Raw genomic sequence first — 18,108 nt, 5'->3', positions numbered from 1 at the left:
CTCCTACAGGTTGGAATGCAGACCACCAAAACAAACAGGCCGGCCCAGAGGCCGCCAATACGGAACCCTGCGACTATCCTGATGCCCACCACAGTAACGCAGCGAAAAAGGAAACGGACATGCGCACGCTACAATTGGCCAACACCCACGTCCCCATCATCGGCCAAGGCACCTGGCAGATGGGCGAAGACCCCACCCGCCACAAAGAAGAAGTCGCCGCCCTGCGCCTGGGCATCGACTTGGGCATGACCCTCATCGACACCGCCGAAATGTACGCCGAAGGCGGCGCCGAACACGTCGTGGGCGAAGCCATCAGCGGCCAGCGCGACAAAGTCTTCCTCGTCAGCAAAGTCTACCCACACAATGCCAGCCGCCAAGGCATCCCACAGGCCTGCGAACGCAGCCTCGACAGGCTCAAAACCGACCACATCGACCTGTACCTGCTGCACTGGCGCGGCCAATACCCTCTGGCGGAAACCGTCGAAGCCTTCGAACGCCTGCGCGAGTCGGGCAAGATCGGCCGTTGGGGCGTGTCCAATTTCGACGTCGATGACCTGCTGGAACTGAACACCCCGGTCTGTGCCACCAATCAGGTGCTCTACAACCTGGAGCAACGCGGCATAGAATTTGATCTTTTACCCTGGTGCCAGCAGCACAAGATGCCGATCATGGCCTACTGCCCGATCGGCCAGGGCGGAAAAATGCTCGCCAATGCCACACTCAATCAAGTGGCTACCCGCCATGGCGTGACGCCCGCACAAATATCGCTGGCGTGGCTGCTGCGCCAGGACGGCGTGATCGCTATCCCCAAGGCGGTCCGCCCCGAACACGTTCGACTCAATGCGCAAGCCGCGCAGTTGCAACTTGAGGCAGGGGATCTGGAGGCGCTGGACCAAGCGTTTCACGCGCCCAAGCGCAAGCAGCGGCTGGCGATGGTCTGAGCCAGCGCGCACTCAGAGGGCTTCGAGATGAGAAGCACCGATCACCCGGACGATTTTAACCTGCAACGTTTTATCCAGGCGCAAGACCCGGTGTTCGACCGGGTTCAGGCCGAACTGGCTGCCGGCCACAAACGCAGCCACTGGATGTGGTTCGTCTTTCCGCAGTTCGCCGGGCTGGGCGGCAGTGAAATGTCCCGACACTTCGCGATCCGCTCCCGGGAAGAAGCGCAGGCTTACCTTGAGCACCCGTTGTTGGGTGCCCGGCTGCGCATCTGCACCCAGGAAGTGCTGAACATACAGCAACGCTCGGTGGCGGCGATTTTCGGCCATCCCGACGACTTGAAGTTTCATTCGTCGATGACCCTGTTCGCCCAGGTCTGCGCCGATGACAGCCCGTTTCACCAGGCCTTGAACCAATACTTCCACGGCATTCTGGATGACTGGACCCTGTCGTTGATGGACTCAAAACAGGCCCAGTTGCCCCCCAACCAGGGTTGAGAAGTCATCGTCGACAAACGGCAGGATCGCGTCCGCCACCGGTTGCAGTTGCTTGCTGATGTAGTGATCGTAATCGATGGGCGCGCTGCGGATCTCCAACGGCTCAGGGCCGGCAACGGTGATCACGTAGCTGATCCAGCCACCGTTCTGGTATTGCCGCGGGCGACCCTGCTGGTCGTTGTAATCATCGGCGATGCGCGCCGCCCGCACATGCGGCGGCACGTTGCGCTGGTAGTCGTCGAGGGTGCGGCGCAGGCGTTTGCGGTAGATCAGGCGATCATCGAATTCACCGGCCAGGGTTTTGCGCACGTAATCGCGCACGTAGTCCTGATACGGCTTGCGGTGGAAGATCATTGAATACAGCTCTTGCTGGAACTGCCGGGCCAGCAGCGACCAGTCGGTGCGCACGGTCTCCAGGCCTTTGTAGACCATCTCGTCGGTGCCGTCGGCGCGGGTGACCAGCCCCGCGTAACGTTTCTTGCTGCCCTCCTCCGCCCCGCGAATGGTCGGCATCAGGAAACGCTTGTAGTGGGTTTCGAACTGCAACTCCAGCGCGCTCTCCAGCCCGTACTCCTGCCTCACGTGCTCGCGCCACCACTGATTGACGTGATCGACCAACGCACGCCCGATCTGTACGGCTTCCTGTTGGCCGTGGGCACGGCGCAGCCAGACGAAGGTCGAGTCGGTGTCGCCATAAATCACCGTGTGCCCCTGGGCTTCGATCAACTGGCGGGTGCGCAGCATGATTTCGTGACCGCGCAAGGTGATGGAAGACGCCAGACGCGTATCGAAGAAGCGGCAACCGCTGGAACCGAGCACGCCGTAGAACGCGTTCATGATGATTTTCAGCGCTTGGGACAACGGCGCATTGTGTTCGCGCTTGGCGGTTTCACGGCCTTCGGCAACCCGCGCGACGATGGAGGGCAGGCAGTGGCGGTTACGGGAAAAACGCGCACCGCGAAAGCCCGGTACCGAGTCGACGTCGTCGGGATGCTTGAGTCCTTCGATCAGCCCCACCGGGTCAATCAGGAACGTGCGAATGATCGACGGGTAAAGGCTCTTGTAATCGAACACCAACACTGACTCGTACAGCCCCGGCTGTGAGTCCATGACAAACCCGCCAGGACTGGCCTGTGGCGGTTTAGCGCCGAGGTTCGGCGCGACAAAGCCCTGACGGTGCATCAACGGCATGTAGAGATGAGTGAATGCCGCCACCGATCCGCCCATACGATCCACCGGCAACCCGGTGACACTGGCCCGTTCCAACAGGAAGGTCAGCAACTCGGTCTTGGCGAAAATCCGCGTGACCAGCTCGCAGTCCTTGAGGTTGTATTTGGCCAGCGCCGGTTTGTCCTCGGCGAACATGCGGTTGATCTCGTCCATGCGCTGGTACGGGGTGTCGATGGCCTTGCCTTCGCCGAGCAGGGTTTGCGCGACGTTTTCCAGGCTGAAGGAGGGGAAGCTCCAGGTCGCCGAACGCAGCGCTTCGATGCCATCGATGATCAGTCGCCCGGCAGCGGACGCGAAGTAATGATTGCCGTTGCCGTGTTCACGCCATTGCATGTCCTCGCCGCCACGCCCCAGCGTCAGCGGTACACCCAGGCGCCGGGCGTGTTCGTGAAGCACCCGCATGTCGAACTGCACGACGTTCCAGCCGATGATCGCATCGGGGTCATGTCGGGCGAACCAGTCGTTGAGCTTTTTCAGCAGCAGCGTGCGTGATTCGCAGTATTCGAGCTGGAAGTCCACCTCACTGTCGTCGCCGTTGGGCGGGCCAAGCATGTACACCTGACGCTCGCCACAGCCTTCCAGGGCGATGGAGTACAAATCGCCCTGCGCGGTGGTTTCGATGTCCAGCGACACCAGTTTCAAGCTGGGTCGATAGTCAGGATCGGGCTTCATCTGCGCATCGAGCAGCAGGCCACCCTCGCCCGGCGTACCGCCAAAGCGTACGGGCGCGGTGATGAAACGCTCCATCATGTAGCGCTCCGGCGGGCGCACGTCGGCTTCGTAGACTTCGACGTCCGCCCGGCGCAACGCGGTTTCGAGGCGCATCAACTGCCCGTGCTGGCGGCAATACAGGCCGAGCACCGGGCGATGCTCGAAATCCAGCAGGGACAGCGGTTTGAGTTCGACGTTTTTTTCGTCGTGCAGCAGCGCTTCGGCCTGCTCGCGCTGGCTGGCCGGCAGGAACGCCACCGACGGCTGATACGGCAAGCGGATTCGCCGGGGACCGCTGTCGGTCGCCAGCCAGAACTCGACTTCCGTACCCGCCGGGGTATCGCGCCAATGCCGGGTCAGGACGAAGCCCTGGGGTAAATCCACCACTGCAAACCTCGGAGTTGATTCAGGGGGCCAATTCTACGCGTCATCGCCTCGAAAAGGTCGCAGCCTTCGCCAGCTCTACAGGGTGTACGCATCCCAGTGCAGGCGCTGCCGAAGGCGGCGATCTTTTGCGGATTCGAAAGAAAAATCGGCAAATGACGTTTTTTGCGCGTTATCTGCCGCTTTCGCCCTTGCCCTGAACGCTTGTGTCTACGATTCTTCAAGGACAACGACAACACCCGGGAAACCGCCATGAAAACCGTCGCGCAACTGCTCAAGTTGAAAGATCAGAAAAACCAGGAAGTGCACCAGATCAAACCGGATCACATGGTGCTGGAAGCGCTGATGAAGATGGCCGAGAAGAATGTCGGCGCCTTGCTGGTGGTGGAGAACGATGAAGTGCTGGGCATCATCAGTGAACGTGATTACGCGCGCAAACTGGTGCTGCATGGCCGTTCTTCGGTGGGTACGCCGGTGCGCGACATCATGGTGACGCCGGTGATCACCGTGGACACGCACCAGACGGTCGATACCTGCCTGGGCATCATGTCCGAAAAACGTCTGCGTCACTTGCCCGTGGTGGAAAACGGCCGGTTGATCGGTTTGCTGTCGATCGGCGACCTGGTCAAGGAAGCCATTGCTGAACAGGCTGAACTGATCCGGCAGCTGGAGCAGTACATTCGCGGCGAATAGCGCCCGGCCACCGCCCCCCCTGCAGGAGCGAGTCTGCTCGCTCCTGCAATTGATCGGCACTGTTGTTCAGGCAGGCCAATGCCGGGCAAACACCGGCGCCAATGTCGGATGCCGGTCAATCCGCTCCAGCCAGGCATAAAAACCGGGTCGAGTGCGGCGTAAATGCTCCCGACTCCCCGCCCACCGCGTGACCACCGCCGCCAGCACATCCAGCGCGCCAGGCGTTTCTTCGCCCAGATACAACTCCCCAGAGAACTGATCGGCAAACACCTCCCAACTCCAGTGCAGCCGGGCGCGGGTACCCGCCATCAGGTTTTGCCGCGAGGCTTCATCGGTGGTGGCCAGCCAGCGTTCGGGGTAATCGATGATGCCGATTGCCGAGTAACAATTACTGACAATAAATACCAGGCCGCGAATGGCCTGATCGCGGTCGGCGGGGGCATCCGGCAACAGTTTCGACGATGGAAATGTCAACGCCAGATGAATCAGGATCGCCGCACTCTCGGTCAGGATGCTGCCGTCGGGCAGTTGCAGCGTCGGAATCTGCTTGAGCGGATTGAGTTTCACCAACGCCTGCGCAGCCTCCGCAGACGACTCGACATCAATGAAACGATAAGGAATCTCACACAGCTCCAGCGCGGCCTCGACCGCCGCCGCGCCCGAGTTCTGGTGACCATAGAGCTGATACATACACACCTCCTTGGGATGCTCTCCAGCAGCTGACTCTTGCCGCGCTGAAAAATTTCTTCGATGCACTGCATCCAGAATGCCTTGCCAAGGGTAGTACCTGTAGCAGCCCCTGTTGCTGCCCAGTGCATTACCCACTTTCGGAGAGCTATTGATGAACGCCAAACAGCTTATTTGCCTTGTCGGTTTGTTCGCCACCGTTCCTGCGGTCTACGCCCAGACCGGTCTGCCCGACAGCATCAAGGTACCGGACGGACACAAGGTGGCCATGGAGACCACCGGGGTCGGCGAAATTACCTACGAATGCCGGGACAAGGCCAATGCGGCCGGCCAGACCGAGTGGACCTTCGTCGGCCCCAAAGCCGTGCTCAATGATCGCAGCGGCAAGCAGGTCGGCAGCTATTTCGGACCACCGGCCACCTGGCAGGCCAAGGACGGGTCGAAAATCACCGGCACGCAACTCGCCGTGGCGCCATCGAGCCCGGGCAACCTGCCTTACCAACTGGTCAAGGCCAACCCGGCTGAAGACAAAGGCGCCATGAGCGGTGTCAGCTACATCCAGCGGGTCGCGCTCAAGGGCGGTGTCGCGCCAAGTAGCGAATGCACGACCGCCAACAAGGGCAAGCAGGAAGTGGTGAAATATCAGGCGGATTATATTTTCTGGGCGGCCAGTTGAGGCCCGGGATCTGACGTGATCAACCTGTGGGAGCGACGCGCGCCCACAGGAATGCCATTTGTTTGCTAGATTGCATTCGACCTATCAATTCACCGCCGGCCGAGAACGTGTCCTTGCCCGAAACCCTTTTCGACTACGAACACCACTTGGCTGCCTGCGCTCGCGGCGAGCGTCAGGCCCTGCGCGATTTGTATGTGCAGGAGAGCCCGCGGCTGTTGGGGGTTGCCAAGCGTCTGGTGCGGGATACAGCGCTGGCCGAGGACATCGTCCACGATGCATTTCTGAAGATCTGGACCGGCGCCGGGCGTTTTGATCCGGCGCGGGGTTCGGCCCGGGGCTGGATGTTCAGCGTGACCCGGCATCTGGCACTCAATTACCTGCGTGATCACCAGCGCGAAATTCAAGGCGAGGTCGACGTGCCAGACAGCGAGGACAGCTTTGATGTCCAGGCACATTCGGCTCGCATCCACTTGTGCCTGGAACAACTCGAACCGGCGCGGCGCAATTGCATTGTGCACGCCTATGTCGACGGCTATTCCCACGCACAGATTTCACACAAACTCGGCACCCCGCTGGGCACCGTCAAAGCGTGGATCAAGCGGAGCCTGACGGCTTTACGGGAGTGCATGGGATGATCAGCAGACCGACCGACGAAACCCCGCAAGCGCTCGATGAGCTGGCCAGTGAGTATGTGCTGGGAACGCTGTCCGCCGAGCAGCGAGCCGAGGTTCAGCAACGCCTGCGCAGCGATATCGCGCTGCGCAACGCCGTCGACAGCTGGGAGCGCCGTCTGCTGGGCCTGACTGAACTGGCCGAACCACAAACCCCATCGACGCACCTGTGGCAGCGCATCGAACGCAGCGTGAATGCCCTGAGTCGCCCATCATCGACAACGCGTGAGATCACACCGGCAACCTGGTGGAATCGCCTGCCTCTGTGGCGAGGGCTTACCGGTGCCGGGCTGGCTGCAAGCTTATTGCTCGGCGCGTTGCTGCTGACGCAAACCACGGCCAAACCGACTTATCTGGTGGTGCTGGTCGCCCCGCAGGACAAGGCGCCCGGCTGGGTCATTCAGGCCAGCAACCCCAGGGAAATCCAGCTGATCCCGCTGGGTGTCGCGGAGGTTCCGGAGGACAAGGCACTGGAGTTCTGGACCAAGGCCGAAGGCTGGCAAGGGCCGGTGTCCCTCGGTCTGGTGAAGCCGGGGCAAACGCTTTCGGTGCCGTTGGACAAACTGCCGCCGTTGGAGCCCAACCAACTGTTCGAGCTGACGCTGGAAAACCCCAATGGCTCGCCAATCGGCAAGCCAACCGGGCCGATTCAATTCATCGGCCGCGCTGTGAAGGTGCTCTGAGCGGCAACATCATTGCTGTCGATGTTCACCATCACCTCAATGAAGTTCTCTTAAAAATTGTGCGGCGTAACATGGGCTCCATACCCACCAACAACACCCCGGAGCACACGATCATGAAACGCCAAACCATCCTCAGCATTGCATTCTCGATCTTCGCAGTTAACGCGTTTGCCGCGACCTCTGCTCAACCCGTAGTCGCTGAAGGCGGCTCGGACCGACTGATTGAAAGCCGTGTGGCTGAAGGTGGTTCGGATCGCTTGATCCAGAATCGCGTAGCTGAGGGCGGTTCGGATCGCCTGATCGAAAAACGCGTCGCTGCCGATGGTTCGGATCGTTTGAAAGGTAACGAAGTCGCCGCCGATGGTTCTGACCGCCTGCAAGGCAACACCGTCGCGGCTGATGGCTCGGATCGCCTGAAAGGCAACGAAGTCGCCGCCGATGGTTCCGACCGCCTGAAAGGCAACACCGTTGCGTAACTGAATCACCCCACCGCAGTACCCCAGCAAAAAGCCCGGCCTGATCAGCCGGGCTTTTTCATGCCTGCGTTTTTCTGATCCTCAATTACGCGCCATACAACGCCGATAACGCTCATCCACCCGTTTGGCGAACCACGCGGTGGTGAGTTTTCGAGTGATTTTCGGGCTTTGCAGGACAATCCCCGGCAACACTGCACGGGGCAGCGCTCGCCCCTCGGCCTTTTCAGCCAAGGCAAAGACCCGCTGATAGAGCTTGCTGTCCTCGAATTCGAGGCTGCTGCCCTCCTCCAGTTGGTCCCTGATCGTCGGATTGCGCATGTCCAACTGCTTGCCAAGGGTGCGCACCGCCAGCTCCGTGCTGCCGGGCATGATCGAGCCGTAGCGGATCAGGTCGCCATCCAGCGCCAGCGGGATGCCCGAGGCACGACTGACGGCGTTCTGGAACGCGGCATTGCGGCTGGCGTACCAACCGGCATTGAAGTCGGCAAAGCGATACAGCGGCTGTTCGTAACTCACCGGGTAACCCAGCAAATGGGCGATGCCGAAATACATGCCGCCGCGGCGGGTAAAGACTTCACGACGAATCGAGCCATCCACCGGGTAGGGATACCCCTTGGCCTGTTGCTCGGCAAAATCGATGCTGACCTGCATCGGCCCACCGGTGTGTACCGGGTTGAAACCGGCGAACAGGGTCTGGCCCATGGGCACCATGCCGATGAAATCATCGAAGATCGCACTCAGTTCTTTCTCACTGCGCGCTGCATTGAGGCGGTCGCTGTAGGTTTTGCCATTGGGCGAACTCACCCGCAGTGCCCCGCTGACCAGCAGTCCGGGAATGTGTGCCTTGGTCGCTCGGCGATCGATTTCCTCGCGGGCGATCTTGCCCAGCCCCGGTACGCTCGGGTCGACCTGGAAAGTTGATTCCTGCTCGGTCACCGCGAGCACGGCACACAGGTTTTGCGTGGTCGGTGCAATGCTCTGTGCGGCGAACGCGGCGTAGATATCCGTGGCCCAGCCTTGACGGTCGACCGTTTTGGCCGGCAGCAAACGCACGATTTGCGCCTTGACCTCGGCAGGTTTGCGCACCGGTGGCTCCTGGGTCCGTTGGCTGCTGCAACCGGCCAACACCAGCAACGCGGCGACGCTCATGATCAATCGTTGGGCTTGCATGTTGCTCCAGGGAGTCCGTTGAACCGGGTTAACCATACGACCAATGGCATTGCGCAGGCTATGACTGCGGCACAGAGCAACTGTTCCTCCGGCAACCCGAATCTCTGCCCGGAGTGATGGGAATTGCAACCCCCTCCAATCTTCACCTGCAGACCGTAATGACAAAATGATTGCGCGATGCGATTGGGAACTTCTATCATTTGCATCTGGAGTCGCATTTGCGCATGGAGTTTTGCGCCGTCATTTCCTTTTCTACCGGCGCTCACCGCCCAGGAACGAAACATGATTACTCCAGTCCGCACCGGCGCTCCCTTTCGCCCGACGCTGATCGCCCTGCTTTGTTCATTAACCTTCACCGCCCATGCCGCAACCCCCGCGCCCGCTCCGCAAGCCGATGGCAAAGCGCTGGTGCTGGACGACGTCAACGTCAACGCCCAGGCCCCGTCACCGTCCGAGCTGCCACCGGTGTACGCCGGCGGCCAGGTAGCGCGGGGCGGCCAACTGGGCGTGCTGGGCAATCAGGACGCGATGGACGTGCCGTTCAGCGTGACGGCCTACACCGAACAACTGATCCGCGACCAGCAGGCCGAAACCGTTGGCGACGTTTTGCTCAACGACTCATCGGTGCGTCAGGCTTCCGGGTTTTCCAACCAGGCCGAGACGTTCATGATCCGTGGCCTGCCCCTCAACGGTGACGATATTTCCTACAACGGTCTCTACGGCATCCTGCCGCGGCAGATCATTTCCACTGACGCGCTGGAGCGTGTGGAAGTCTTCAAAGGTCCGAATGCCTTCATCAACGGCGTGACCCCGACCGGCTCCGGCATCGGTGGCGGCGTCAACCTGCAACCCAAACGCGCCGGGGACGTGCCGCTGCGTCGCTTCAGCACCGACATCAGTGACGACGGGCGCATCGGTGAGCATCTGGATGTCGGCCAACGCTTCGGCGAGGACAACCGCTTCGGTGCGCGCATCAACCTGTCGCAACGCGAAGGCGACACCGCCATCGACGATGAAAACCAGCGCTCCAAACTGTTCGCCATCGGCCTCGACTATCGTGGTGATGCCCTGCGCATTTCCGGTGATTTCGTCTACTCGAAGGAGCGCATCAACGGTGGCCGCAGTTCGGTGAATCTCGGCACCGCCACGCACATCCCGGATGCGCCGTCGGCCGACACCAACTACGCACAGAAGTGGGGCTTTACTCAGATTGAAGACACCTTCGGCATGCTCCGCGCCGAGTACGACCTGAACGAGAGCTGGACCGCTTACGCGGCCGCCGGTGCCAAACACACCCGCGAAGTCGGCAACTACAACAGCACGACCCTGGTCGGAAACGATGGCAGCTCCACCACGACCGGCTCGTTCATTCCCCACGACGAGGACAACACCAGCACCATGGCCGGCCTCAACGGCAAATTCGCCACTGGCCCGGTCAGCCATCAACTCAACTTCGGCCTGGCCGGCATCTGGACGCAACAGCGCAACGCCTACGATTTCGACCTGACCCGTTACCCGAACAACATCTATCACCCGGTTGACGTCCCGGCACCACAGGGCGGCTTCTCCGGCGGCGACTTGCACGATCCGGGCATCACCGGCAAGACCTTCGTGCGCAGCGGCGCGGTGTCCGACACCCTGGGGTTCTTCGATGATCGCCTGCTGGTGACCGTCGGCGTGCGGCGCCAGCAAATGGTCGTTCAGGGCTATGCCTACGGTACCGGCACCCGCACGTCCAACTATGACGAATCGATCACCACGCCGGTGTACGGCATCGTGTTCAAGCCGTGGGAACATGTGTCGTTCTACGCCAACCGCATCGAGGGTCTGGCGCAGGGGCCGACCTCGCCGACGACGTCCGGTTCGCGAGTCGTGGTCAATGGCAATGAAGCGTTCGCCCCGGCGCGCTCGAAGCAGATCGAAGCCGGTGTGAAAGTCGACATGGGCACCTATGGCGCCACCCTCGGTGTTTATCGCATCGAGCAGCCGGCGGATGGTTACACCGAAGTCATCGACGACACCACCGCACGCTTCGTGAACGACGGTGAGCAAGTCAATAAAGGCGTGGAACTCAACGTCTTCGGCGAGCCCATCGACGGTCTGCGTCTGCTCAGCGGCGTCACGGTGATGGACACCGAATTGAAGAAAACACAGGGTGGCCTCAACGACGGCAACCACGCCATCGGTGTCCCGACCTTTCAGTTCAACGCCAGCGTCGATTGGGACGTACCCGGCCTGCAAGGCGTAGCACTCAATGGCCGGATGTTGCGCACCGGTGGCCAATACGCCGATGCCGCAAACAACCTCAGCCTGCCGACCTGGAACCGCTTCGACGCTGGCGCTCGCTACGCCTTCAAGGTTCAGGAGAAAGACGTGACCCTGCGCTTCGGCGTCGAGAACGTGGCCAACAAGAAATACTGGGAATCGGCGCAGGGCGGCTATCTGACCCAGGGCGAACCGCGGATGGCGAAGCTGTCGGGCACCATCGACTTCTAGTCGTTGACGCTCGTTTTTCCGTTGAGCAGTCAGCCTGGCCGCCCTACGCCTGTGGACCATACTTGAACCACACGGCGAAGAGGATGGGTTCATGCACCGAAGCGACGTCTTGATCATCGGCGCCGGCCCCACCGGGCTGGTGCTGGCCTTGTGGCTAAGCAAACTGGGGATCCGCGTGCGGATCATCGACAAGACGTCAGCCCCCGGCACCACGTCGCGGGCACTGGCCGTGCAGGCGCGGACGCTGGAGCTGTATCGCCAGCTCGGCCTGGCGGATGCCATCGTCCAGCGCGGCCATCGCGTGGCTGCGGCCAATTTCTGGGTCAAGGGCGAGCCCGTGGCCCGCTTGCCCCTGAGCCGTATCGGCGAGGGTCTGACACCCTACGCGTTTCTCGAAATCTTCCCGCAGGATGAACACGAACGGCTGCTCATCGAACGTCTAGAAACCTTCGGCATCCGCGTCGAGCGCGACACCGAGCTGCTGGGCTTCGAGGAAACCGGCGATGGCATCACCGCCACCTTGCGCCTGGCCGACGGTCAACAGGAAACCTGCCAGGCCTGCTACCTGGCGGGCTGCGACGGCGCCCGCTCAATCGTGCGCAAAACCCTGGACACCGGATTTCCCGGCGGCACCTATCAACAAATTTTCTACGTCGCCGACGTGCAGGCCAGCGGTCCGACGTTCAACGGCGAACTGCACGTGGATCTTGATGAAGCGGACTTTCTCGTGGTGTTCCCGCTGGCCGCTGAAGGTCGTGCGCGATTGATCGGCACCGTGCGCGATGACCGCGCCGAGCAGGCCGAAACCCTGCGATTCGAAGACGTCAGCCGCCGGGCCATCGAGCACATGCAGGTCAAGATCGAACAGTTGAACGGGTTCTCGACCTACCGCGTGCATCATCGGGTGGCGGATCATTTCCGCACCGGCCGGGCTTTTTTACTGGGCGACGCCGCCCATGTGCACAGCCCCGCCGGTGGCCAGGGCATGAACACCGGTATCGGCGACGCGATTAACCTCGCCTGGAAACTCGCGGCGGTGCTGAGTGGCGGTGCCGAGGCCGGCTTGCTCGACACCTATGAAACCGAACGCATCGCCTTCGCCCGCAAGTTGGTGGCCACCACCGACCGGGTGTTCACGTTCGTCACCGCCGAAGGCCCCATGGCTGATGTATTGCGCACACGCCTGGCGCCATTTCTGATTCCAAAAATGGCCTCGTTTGAAGCCTCCCGTGAATTCCTCTTCCGCACGATATCGCAGATCACCCTGAACTACCGCGCGATGCCCCTGAGCAACGGCGTTGCCGGGCACGTGCACGGCGGCGACCGCTTGCCCTGGGCGCACGACGGTGAAGGTGACAATTTCGAATCGCTGAAATGCCTGACGTGGCAGGTGCATGTGTACGGCGACACCAGCGACGAGATGATCGCCTGGTGCCACGAACACCATCTGCCGTTGCAGGTGTTCGATTGGCGGCCGGCGTTTGAAGAAGCCGGATTGGGCCGCAATGGCTTTTACCTGTTACGGCCCGATACCTATGTGGCGATTGCCGAGACGTGTTCCGATCCGAAGGTGATTGAGCGGTATTTCAATCACCACGGGATCCGGCCGTTTTTCAACAACCCCTGACTTGAACAATCCATTGTGGGAGCGGTGGTGTCGTTTAGATCCCGGCCAGTGCCAGGTCCATCGCGAAGTAAGTGAAGATCAGGTCAGCGCCGGCACGCTTGATTGCGCCAAGGCTTTCGCGCACCACACGGTCCTCATCGATGGCACCTGCCTGGGCAGCGAATTTGATCATCGCGTACTCGCCGCTGACTTGATACGCCGACAATGGCAGGCGCGAGGCCTCGCGAATGTCGCGGATGATGTCCAGATACGCACCGGCCGGTTTGACCATCAGCGCATCGGCACCTTCCTGCTCGTCCAGCAGCGATTCACGCAACGCTTCACGGCGGTTCATCGGGTTCATTTGATAGCTTTTGCGGTCACCCTTGAGCGCGCTGCCGCCGGCTTCGCGGAACGGACCATACAACGCCGAAGCGAACTTGGTCGAATAGGCCATGATCGCCGTCTGGGTGAACCCGGCTGCGTCCAGCGCCCGGCGAATCGCCTGGACCTGCCCGTCCATGGCGGCGGACGGCGCGATCACGTCGGCACCGGCACGGGCCGCGGCGACCGCTTGCTTGCCGAGGTTGAGCAGGGTCTGGTCGTTGTCGACTTCATGGTTATGCAGCACGCCGCAATGGCCATGGTCGGTGTATTCGCAAAAACAGGTGTCGGACATGACAATCATCTCCGGCACCGCGTCCTTGGCAATGCGCGACATGCGCGACACCAGGCCGTTGTCGTTCCAGGTATCGCTGCCACGGCTATCGAGGTGATGCGACACGCCAAAGGTCATCACCGACTTGATCCCGGCCCGGGCATACCGCTCGATCTCGCCGGCCAGTTTCGACTCGGGAATGCGCATTACGCCGGGCATGCTTTTGATCGGGACGAAGTCATCGATTTCTTCTTCGACGAATATCGGCAGCACCAGGTCGTTCAGGCTGAACTCGGTTTCCTGGAACAGACTGCGCAGGCTCGCATTGCGGCGCAGACGGCGTGGGCGTGCTTCGGGGAACTGACTGGACATGGGTATTCCTGAGAAACGGGGAAATTTGCAGGAGCAAGCTTGCTCGCTCCTGCAAGGGGTTGTGGGGTTTCAGTTGGCGATGGGTTTGGGGATTTCCAGACCGCGTTTCACTGCCGGCCGTGCGAGGAATTTTTCCAGCACGCGGGTGACGTTCGGGAAGTTCTGGATGCCAACCAGATCGCCGGCTTCATAGAAGCCGATCAGGTTGCGGATCCATGGGAACGTGGCGATGTCGGCGATGGTGTAGCGTTCGCCCATGATCCACTCCCGACCTTGCAGGCGTTTATCGAGAACACCGAGCAGGCGTTTGCTCTCTTCCACATAGCGGTCACGGGGGCGTTTGTCTTCGTAGTCTTTACCGGCGAACTTGTTGAAAAAGCCCAGCTGGCCAAACATCGGACCGATGCCGCCCATCTGAAACATCAGCCACTGAAGGGTTTCGTAACGGCCAGCCCCTTCCTGCGCCAGCAGTTGCCCGCTCTTGTCAGCCAGATAAACCAGGATCGCGCCGGATTCGAACAACGGCAGCGGCAGACCGCCAGGACCGTGGGGGTCGAGGATCGCCGGAATCTTGTTGTTGGGGTTCAACGACAGGAACTCGGGGGACATCTGATCGCTGGTTTCGAAACCGACGCGATGCGGCTCATACGGCAAGCCAATCTCTTCCAGCATGATCGAGACCTTGACGCCGTTGGGGGTCGGCAAGGAGTAAAGCTGAATCCACTCCGGATACTGGGCCGGCCATTTTTCAGTGATGGGGAACGCAGACAAATCGGTCATGGGTTGGATCCACGAGAAAATTGAGAACGCCGATCATAAAGGAGATCACGCGGGTTGAGACCGTCGAAGCCATCAATAACGCTGATGGTCGAGATCAATGCGGATCACAGCGTGATTGCGAGCCTTGGGTGTAGGGTGTCCATAAATCCGCAACATCATGTCGATAACCTTCGCTGCAACCCGTTGAAGGTTACCGGTAAATTGCTGCGCTCTCGGCCGGAATCGAACCAATGGGCTTCAGAGGACTCTGAGCACTGCCCCTTTGAAACGGACCGGCTTCACGACATGGAAAACACCCGACGCTGGAAAGTCGCGGTGTAAAGGTTTGTCAGCCTTAAACCCAATGCGCTGAAGAACCCTTTATTCCATGATCAATCCACTGAAATTTGCCAATCGCTTCAAACATCGCGCCTACCTGTTCTTGCCCGCCCTGCTGGCAACCAGTGCGTTGTTTTTGTCGCTCGAATCCAGTGAGAGCCGCGCTCAGCCGGCCGATGGCACCCAGACGCTGGTGTTCCTGCGTCATGCGGAAAAACCGGCCGGTGGCCTGGGCCAGCTCAATTGCCAGGGACTGAACCGTGCGATAGACCTCGCGACCCTGCTGCCGGAAAAGTTCGGCAAGGCCAACTACGTATTTGCCGCGAACCCGACGCGCAACGTCGAGGAAGGCGAGCTGGACAACTCCTACAGTTACATTCGCCCATTGATGACCATCAGCCCCAGCGCGATCAAGCTCGGTCTGCCGGTGAACATCAACTTCTCGGCCAACGATACCAGCGACCTGGCCGATGAACTGCTGCACGACAAGTATCACAACTCGGTCATTTACACGGCGTGGTCCCACGGCTATCTGCCAGAGTTGATCAACAAGGTCGCCGGGGAAGCGGTCGGCAAGAAGCAGAAGATCACCGAAGATTGGGAATCCAGCGACTTCGATTCGCTGTATGTCCTGACGCTGACCTGGCACAACGGCAAGGCCAGCCTGCAGAGCAATATCTACAAGCAAGGGCTGGATAACGGGCAGGAGACTTGCCCGACCTGAGTCTTGCGTGGCCTGGGCGGGCCTCATCGCTGGCAAGCCAGCTCCCACAGGGGCGTTGCGTGGCCGGTTCGGCCCTCATCGCTGGCAAGCCAGCGCCCACAGGGGTCTTGTGTGACCACAAAATCCGGGAGTAACCAAGAACATTGTGGGAGCTGGCTTGCCAGCGATGCGACCGGTGAATCCACCCTCAACCCCGTTGATTCACCCGCTCACGCAAATACTCCAACACCGCCCCCCGCTCCCCGGCAAACTCGATCCGCGCGCCTTTCTTCTCGCGCTGAAAGGCGTACATCGGATCGTAATACTCAACCAGTAGTCCTTCGATCCAGCCCCGGTGCAAATCCACCGCGCCGCTGCGGCCCTGCTCGATCAACGCTTGCTCCATCAGGATCAGCATCCGCCGATGGCGCTCGCCGCCCAGGCGCTTCTGCACGTTATTCAGGCTGTCCAGCAAACGCTCGGAAAACAGCGTAAAGCCCTGGTCGCCGTGCACGCTGATGAACTCGGCACACAGGTCCACCACATAATCGCGCAAGATCCGCTCGACACGCCCCTGCAGGCTGTCTTCGAGCCAGACCATCGGAAACTGTTGCATGCCTTGATACAGCAGCAGTGGCAGCGCACAACTGCCGACTGCCCGGCTCTCGTCTTCGAGCACGAATTGCTCGAGACCGCGGGCACGCTTTTTCAGCACATCCACTGCCAGGCGATTCTCGAAGTCGATGTTCGACGGCTGACCCGTGGCGCGTTTGCCGAAACTCGAACCGCGATGATTGGCATAGCCCTCAAGGTCCAGCCCGTTGCTCAATAGCGCCAGGACTTCGGTTTTGCCGGTGCCGGTCATGCCGCCCAGCAATACGAAATCACACTGGGCCACGGCTTGATCGACCGCCTCCAGCAGGAAGGTGCGCATGGCCTTGTAGCCACCACCGACCCGCGGATAGTCGATGCCCGCCTCGTCCTTGAGCCATTGCTGAACGATCTGCGAACGCAGGCCACCGCGAAAACAATACAAAAGACCATCGGGATGCGCCCGGGCGAAATCCGCCCAGGCCTGGATCCGTTCGGCCTTGACCGCCCCGGACACCAGTTGATGACCCATTTCGATGGCGGCCTGTTGGCCCTGTTGCTTGTAGCAGGTGCCGATGCGCTGCCGCTCGTGATCGTTCATCAGCGGCAGGTTGACCACGCCGGGAAACGAACCCTTGGAAAATTCGATCGGCGCACGGGCGTCCATCATCGGTCGGTCGTTGAGAAAGATGTCGCGGTAATCGGTGCAGTCGACAGACATCAAGACACCTCGACCGCGTGACTCTGTCGCTCGACCAGTTCGCCGATCGGCGCCAGATCAAGGCCCAGCTCGGCGGCGACTTTGAGGAATTCGGCATTGCCCTCGGGGGTGACGGCGATCAACAGGCCACCGCTGGTCTGCGGATCACACAACACGCGCTTGTGCAGCTCCTGCAGGCGCCCGAGTTTGCTGGCGTAGCTATCGAAATTGCGCAAAGTGCCGCCGGGAACGCAGCCTTGTTCGAGGTAATACTCGACGCCCGGCAAACGCGGCACCCGGTCGTATTCGATACGTGCAGTCAACTGGCTGCCATCGGCCATTTCCACCAGATGCCCGAGCAGGCCGAAACCGGTGACGTCGGTCATTGCGGTCACGCCTTCGAGTTTGCCAAAGCGGCTGCCGGGTTTGTTCAGGGTGCACATCCAGTCGCGGGCCAGGCCGACGTCGGTGCTGCGCAACTTGCCCTTCTTTTCCGCCGTGGTAAGGATGCCGATGCCCAAGGGTTTGGTCAGGTACAGCAAGCAACCGGCGGTGGCGGTGTCGTTGCGCTTCATGTGGCGTTTTTCCACCAGCCCGGTGACGGCCAGGCCGAAGATCGGTTCCGGCGCATCGATGGAGTGACCGCCCGCCAATGGAATGCCGGCCTCATCGCACACCGAGCGCCCGCCACGAATGACTTCCCGGGCAATTTCCGGCGCCAGCACGTTGACCGGCCAGCCGAGGATCGCGATGGCCATCAACGGATCGCCGCCCATGGCGTAGATATCGCTGATGGCATTGGTGGCGGCGATGCGACCGAAATCGAACGGATCATCGACGATCGGCATGAAAAAGTCGGTGGTCGATACCACGCCGCGCTCTTCATCGATGGAATAGACCGCGGCGTCATCGCGCGAGGCGTTGCCGACCCACAGCTTCGGGTCCAGATTCTGCGCACCGCTACCGGCCAGAATCACTTCCAGTACTTGTGGGGAAATCTTGCAACCGCACCCAGCGCCATGGCTGTACTGGGTCAGGCGGATCGGCTCGCTCATCAGGGGCAC

General features: G+C 60.9%; 17 protein-coding genes. 10 read left to right on the top strand and 7 right to left on the bottom strand.

The features are described from left to right. Positions 1-119: 119 nt before the first annotated feature. Positions 120-941 carry an aldo/keto reductase gene (locus M5G20_RS04800; RefSeq protein WP_273918165.1) on the top strand — a complete coding sequence of 274 codons (822 nt, stop codon included), beginning with the start codon at positions 120-122 and terminating at the stop codon, positions 939-941. 27 nt (positions 942-968) lie between these two features. Further along, positions 969-1,439, top strand: a complete 471-nt coding sequence (locus tag M5G20_RS04795; RefSeq protein ID WP_273918164.1) for a DUF1810 domain-containing protein — start codon at positions 969-971, stop codon at positions 1,437-1,439. Here M5G20_RS04795 and M5G20_RS04790 read toward each other — a convergent pair. Next, entirely contained in the window at positions 1,404-3,764 is a 2,361-nt protein-coding gene (locus M5G20_RS04790; protein ID WP_273918163.1) for a DNA polymerase II, read from the bottom strand. The two genes, M5G20_RS04795 and M5G20_RS04790, sit on opposite strands and share 36 nt — an antisense overlap. Before the next feature lie 252 nt (positions 3,765-4,016). On the opposite strand from M5G20_RS04790, the gene M5G20_RS04785 reads away from it, so the two are divergent. Next, positions 4,017-4,457 (top strand): CBS domain-containing protein, encoded by a 441-nt coding sequence (locus tag M5G20_RS04785; protein ID WP_273918162.1) that lies wholly within the window; start codon positions 4,017-4,019, stop codon positions 4,455-4,457. A 66-nt stretch (positions 4,458-4,523) separates the two neighbouring features. Here the strand turns inward: M5G20_RS04785 and M5G20_RS04780 are convergent, their stop codons facing one another. Then, positions 4,524-5,147: a glutathione S-transferase gene (locus tag M5G20_RS04780; protein ID WP_273918161.1), complete on the bottom strand. Its 624-nt coding sequence runs from the start codon at positions 5,145-5,147 to the stop codon at positions 4,524-4,526. A 151-nt stretch (positions 5,148-5,298) separates the two neighbouring features. On the opposite strand from M5G20_RS04780, the gene M5G20_RS04775 reads away from it, so the two are divergent. The 4 genes from M5G20_RS04775 (at position 5,299) to M5G20_RS04760 (ending at position 7,650) form a co-directional block, all read left to right on the top strand. Beyond that, positions 5,299-5,820 (top strand): DUF3455 domain-containing protein, encoded by a 522-nt coding sequence (locus M5G20_RS04775; RefSeq protein ID WP_273918160.1) that lies wholly within the window; start codon positions 5,299-5,301, stop codon positions 5,818-5,820. 107 nt (positions 5,821-5,927) lie between these two features. Beyond that, on the top strand, positions 5,928-6,455 hold the full coding sequence (locus M5G20_RS04770) for a sigma-70 family RNA polymerase sigma factor (protein WP_273918159.1): 528 nt from the start codon (positions 5,928-5,930) through the stop codon (positions 6,453-6,455). Beyond that, on the top strand, positions 6,452-7,174 hold the full coding sequence (locus M5G20_RS04765; RefSeq protein ID WP_273918158.1) for an anti-sigma factor: 723 nt from the start codon (positions 6,452-6,454) through the stop codon (positions 7,172-7,174). Before M5G20_RS04770 ends, M5G20_RS04765 begins: the two co-directional genes overlap by 4 nt. A gap of 113 nt (positions 7,175-7,287) precedes the next feature. Then, positions 7,288-7,650: a hypothetical protein gene (locus M5G20_RS04760; RefSeq protein ID WP_273918157.1), complete on the top strand. Its 363-nt coding sequence runs from the start codon at positions 7,288-7,290 to the stop codon at positions 7,648-7,650. A gap of 81 nt (positions 7,651-7,731) precedes the next feature. Here the strand turns inward: M5G20_RS04760 and M5G20_RS04755 are convergent, their stop codons facing one another. After that, positions 7,732-8,820, bottom strand: a complete 1,089-nt coding sequence (locus M5G20_RS04755; protein ID WP_273918156.1) for a DUF1615 domain-containing protein — start codon at positions 8,818-8,820, stop codon at positions 7,732-7,734. Positions 8,821-9,102: 282 nt separating this feature from the next. On the opposite strand from M5G20_RS04755, the gene M5G20_RS04750 reads away from it, so the two are divergent. Both M5G20_RS04750 and M5G20_RS04745 read left to right on the top strand, forming a co-directional pair. Next, positions 9,103-11,316 carry a TonB-dependent receptor gene (locus M5G20_RS04750; protein ID WP_273918155.1) on the top strand — a complete coding sequence of 738 codons (2,214 nt, stop codon included), beginning with the start codon at positions 9,103-9,105 and terminating at the stop codon, positions 11,314-11,316. Positions 11,317-11,407: 91 nt separating this feature from the next. Continuing rightward, positions 11,408-12,943 carry an FAD-dependent oxidoreductase gene (locus tag M5G20_RS04745; RefSeq protein ID WP_273918154.1) on the top strand — a complete coding sequence of 512 codons (1,536 nt, stop codon included), beginning with the start codon at positions 11,408-11,410 and terminating at the stop codon, positions 12,941-12,943. Positions 12,944-12,977: 34 nt separating this feature from the next. Here M5G20_RS04745 and hemB read toward each other — a convergent pair whose 3' ends face one another. Both hemB and M5G20_RS04735 read right to left on the bottom strand, forming a co-directional pair. After that, the gene (hemB, locus tag M5G20_RS04740) at positions 12,978-13,952 is read right to left on the bottom strand and encodes a porphobilinogen synthase (RefSeq protein ID WP_273918153.1); all 975 of its coding nucleotides are present in this window, start codon (positions 13,950-13,952) and stop codon (positions 12,978-12,980) included. A 69-nt stretch (positions 13,953-14,021) separates the two neighbouring features. After that, on the bottom strand, positions 14,022-14,732 hold the full coding sequence (locus M5G20_RS04735) for a glutathione binding-like protein (RefSeq protein ID WP_273918152.1): 711 nt from the start codon (positions 14,730-14,732) through the stop codon (positions 14,022-14,024). A gap of 367 nt (positions 14,733-15,099) precedes the next feature. Between M5G20_RS04735 and M5G20_RS04730 the strand changes: the two genes are divergently transcribed. After that, on the top strand, positions 15,100-15,774 hold the full coding sequence (locus M5G20_RS04730; RefSeq protein WP_273918151.1) for a histidine phosphatase family protein: 675 nt from the start codon (positions 15,100-15,102) through the stop codon (positions 15,772-15,774). A 187-nt stretch (positions 15,775-15,961) separates the two neighbouring features. On the opposite strand, the gene mnmH is transcribed toward M5G20_RS04730, so the two are convergent. Next, positions 15,962-17,065: a tRNA 2-selenouridine(34) synthase MnmH gene (gene mnmH / locus M5G20_RS04725; RefSeq protein WP_273918150.1), complete on the bottom strand. Its 1,104-nt coding sequence runs from the start codon at positions 17,063-17,065 to the stop codon at positions 15,962-15,964. Continuing rightward, positions 17,065-18,099 carry a selenide, water dikinase SelD gene (gene selD / locus M5G20_RS04720; RefSeq protein WP_273918149.1) on the bottom strand — a complete coding sequence of 345 codons (1,035 nt, stop codon included), beginning with the start codon at positions 18,097-18,099 and terminating at the stop codon, positions 17,065-17,067. Before selD ends, mnmH begins: the two co-directional genes overlap by 1 nt. Positions 18,100-18,108: the final 9 nt, after the last annotated feature.

Origin of the sequence: Pseudomonas sp. TNT2022 ID1044, from assembly GCF_028656895.1 — a bacterium.
In the GTDB taxonomy this organism is placed as follows: domain Bacteria; phylum Pseudomonadota; class Gammaproteobacteria; order Pseudomonadales; family Pseudomonadaceae; genus Aquipseudomonas; species Aquipseudomonas reinekei.
Note: the sequence above shows the minus strand (reverse complement) of the source record. Positions and strands in the feature narration are given on the sequence as shown.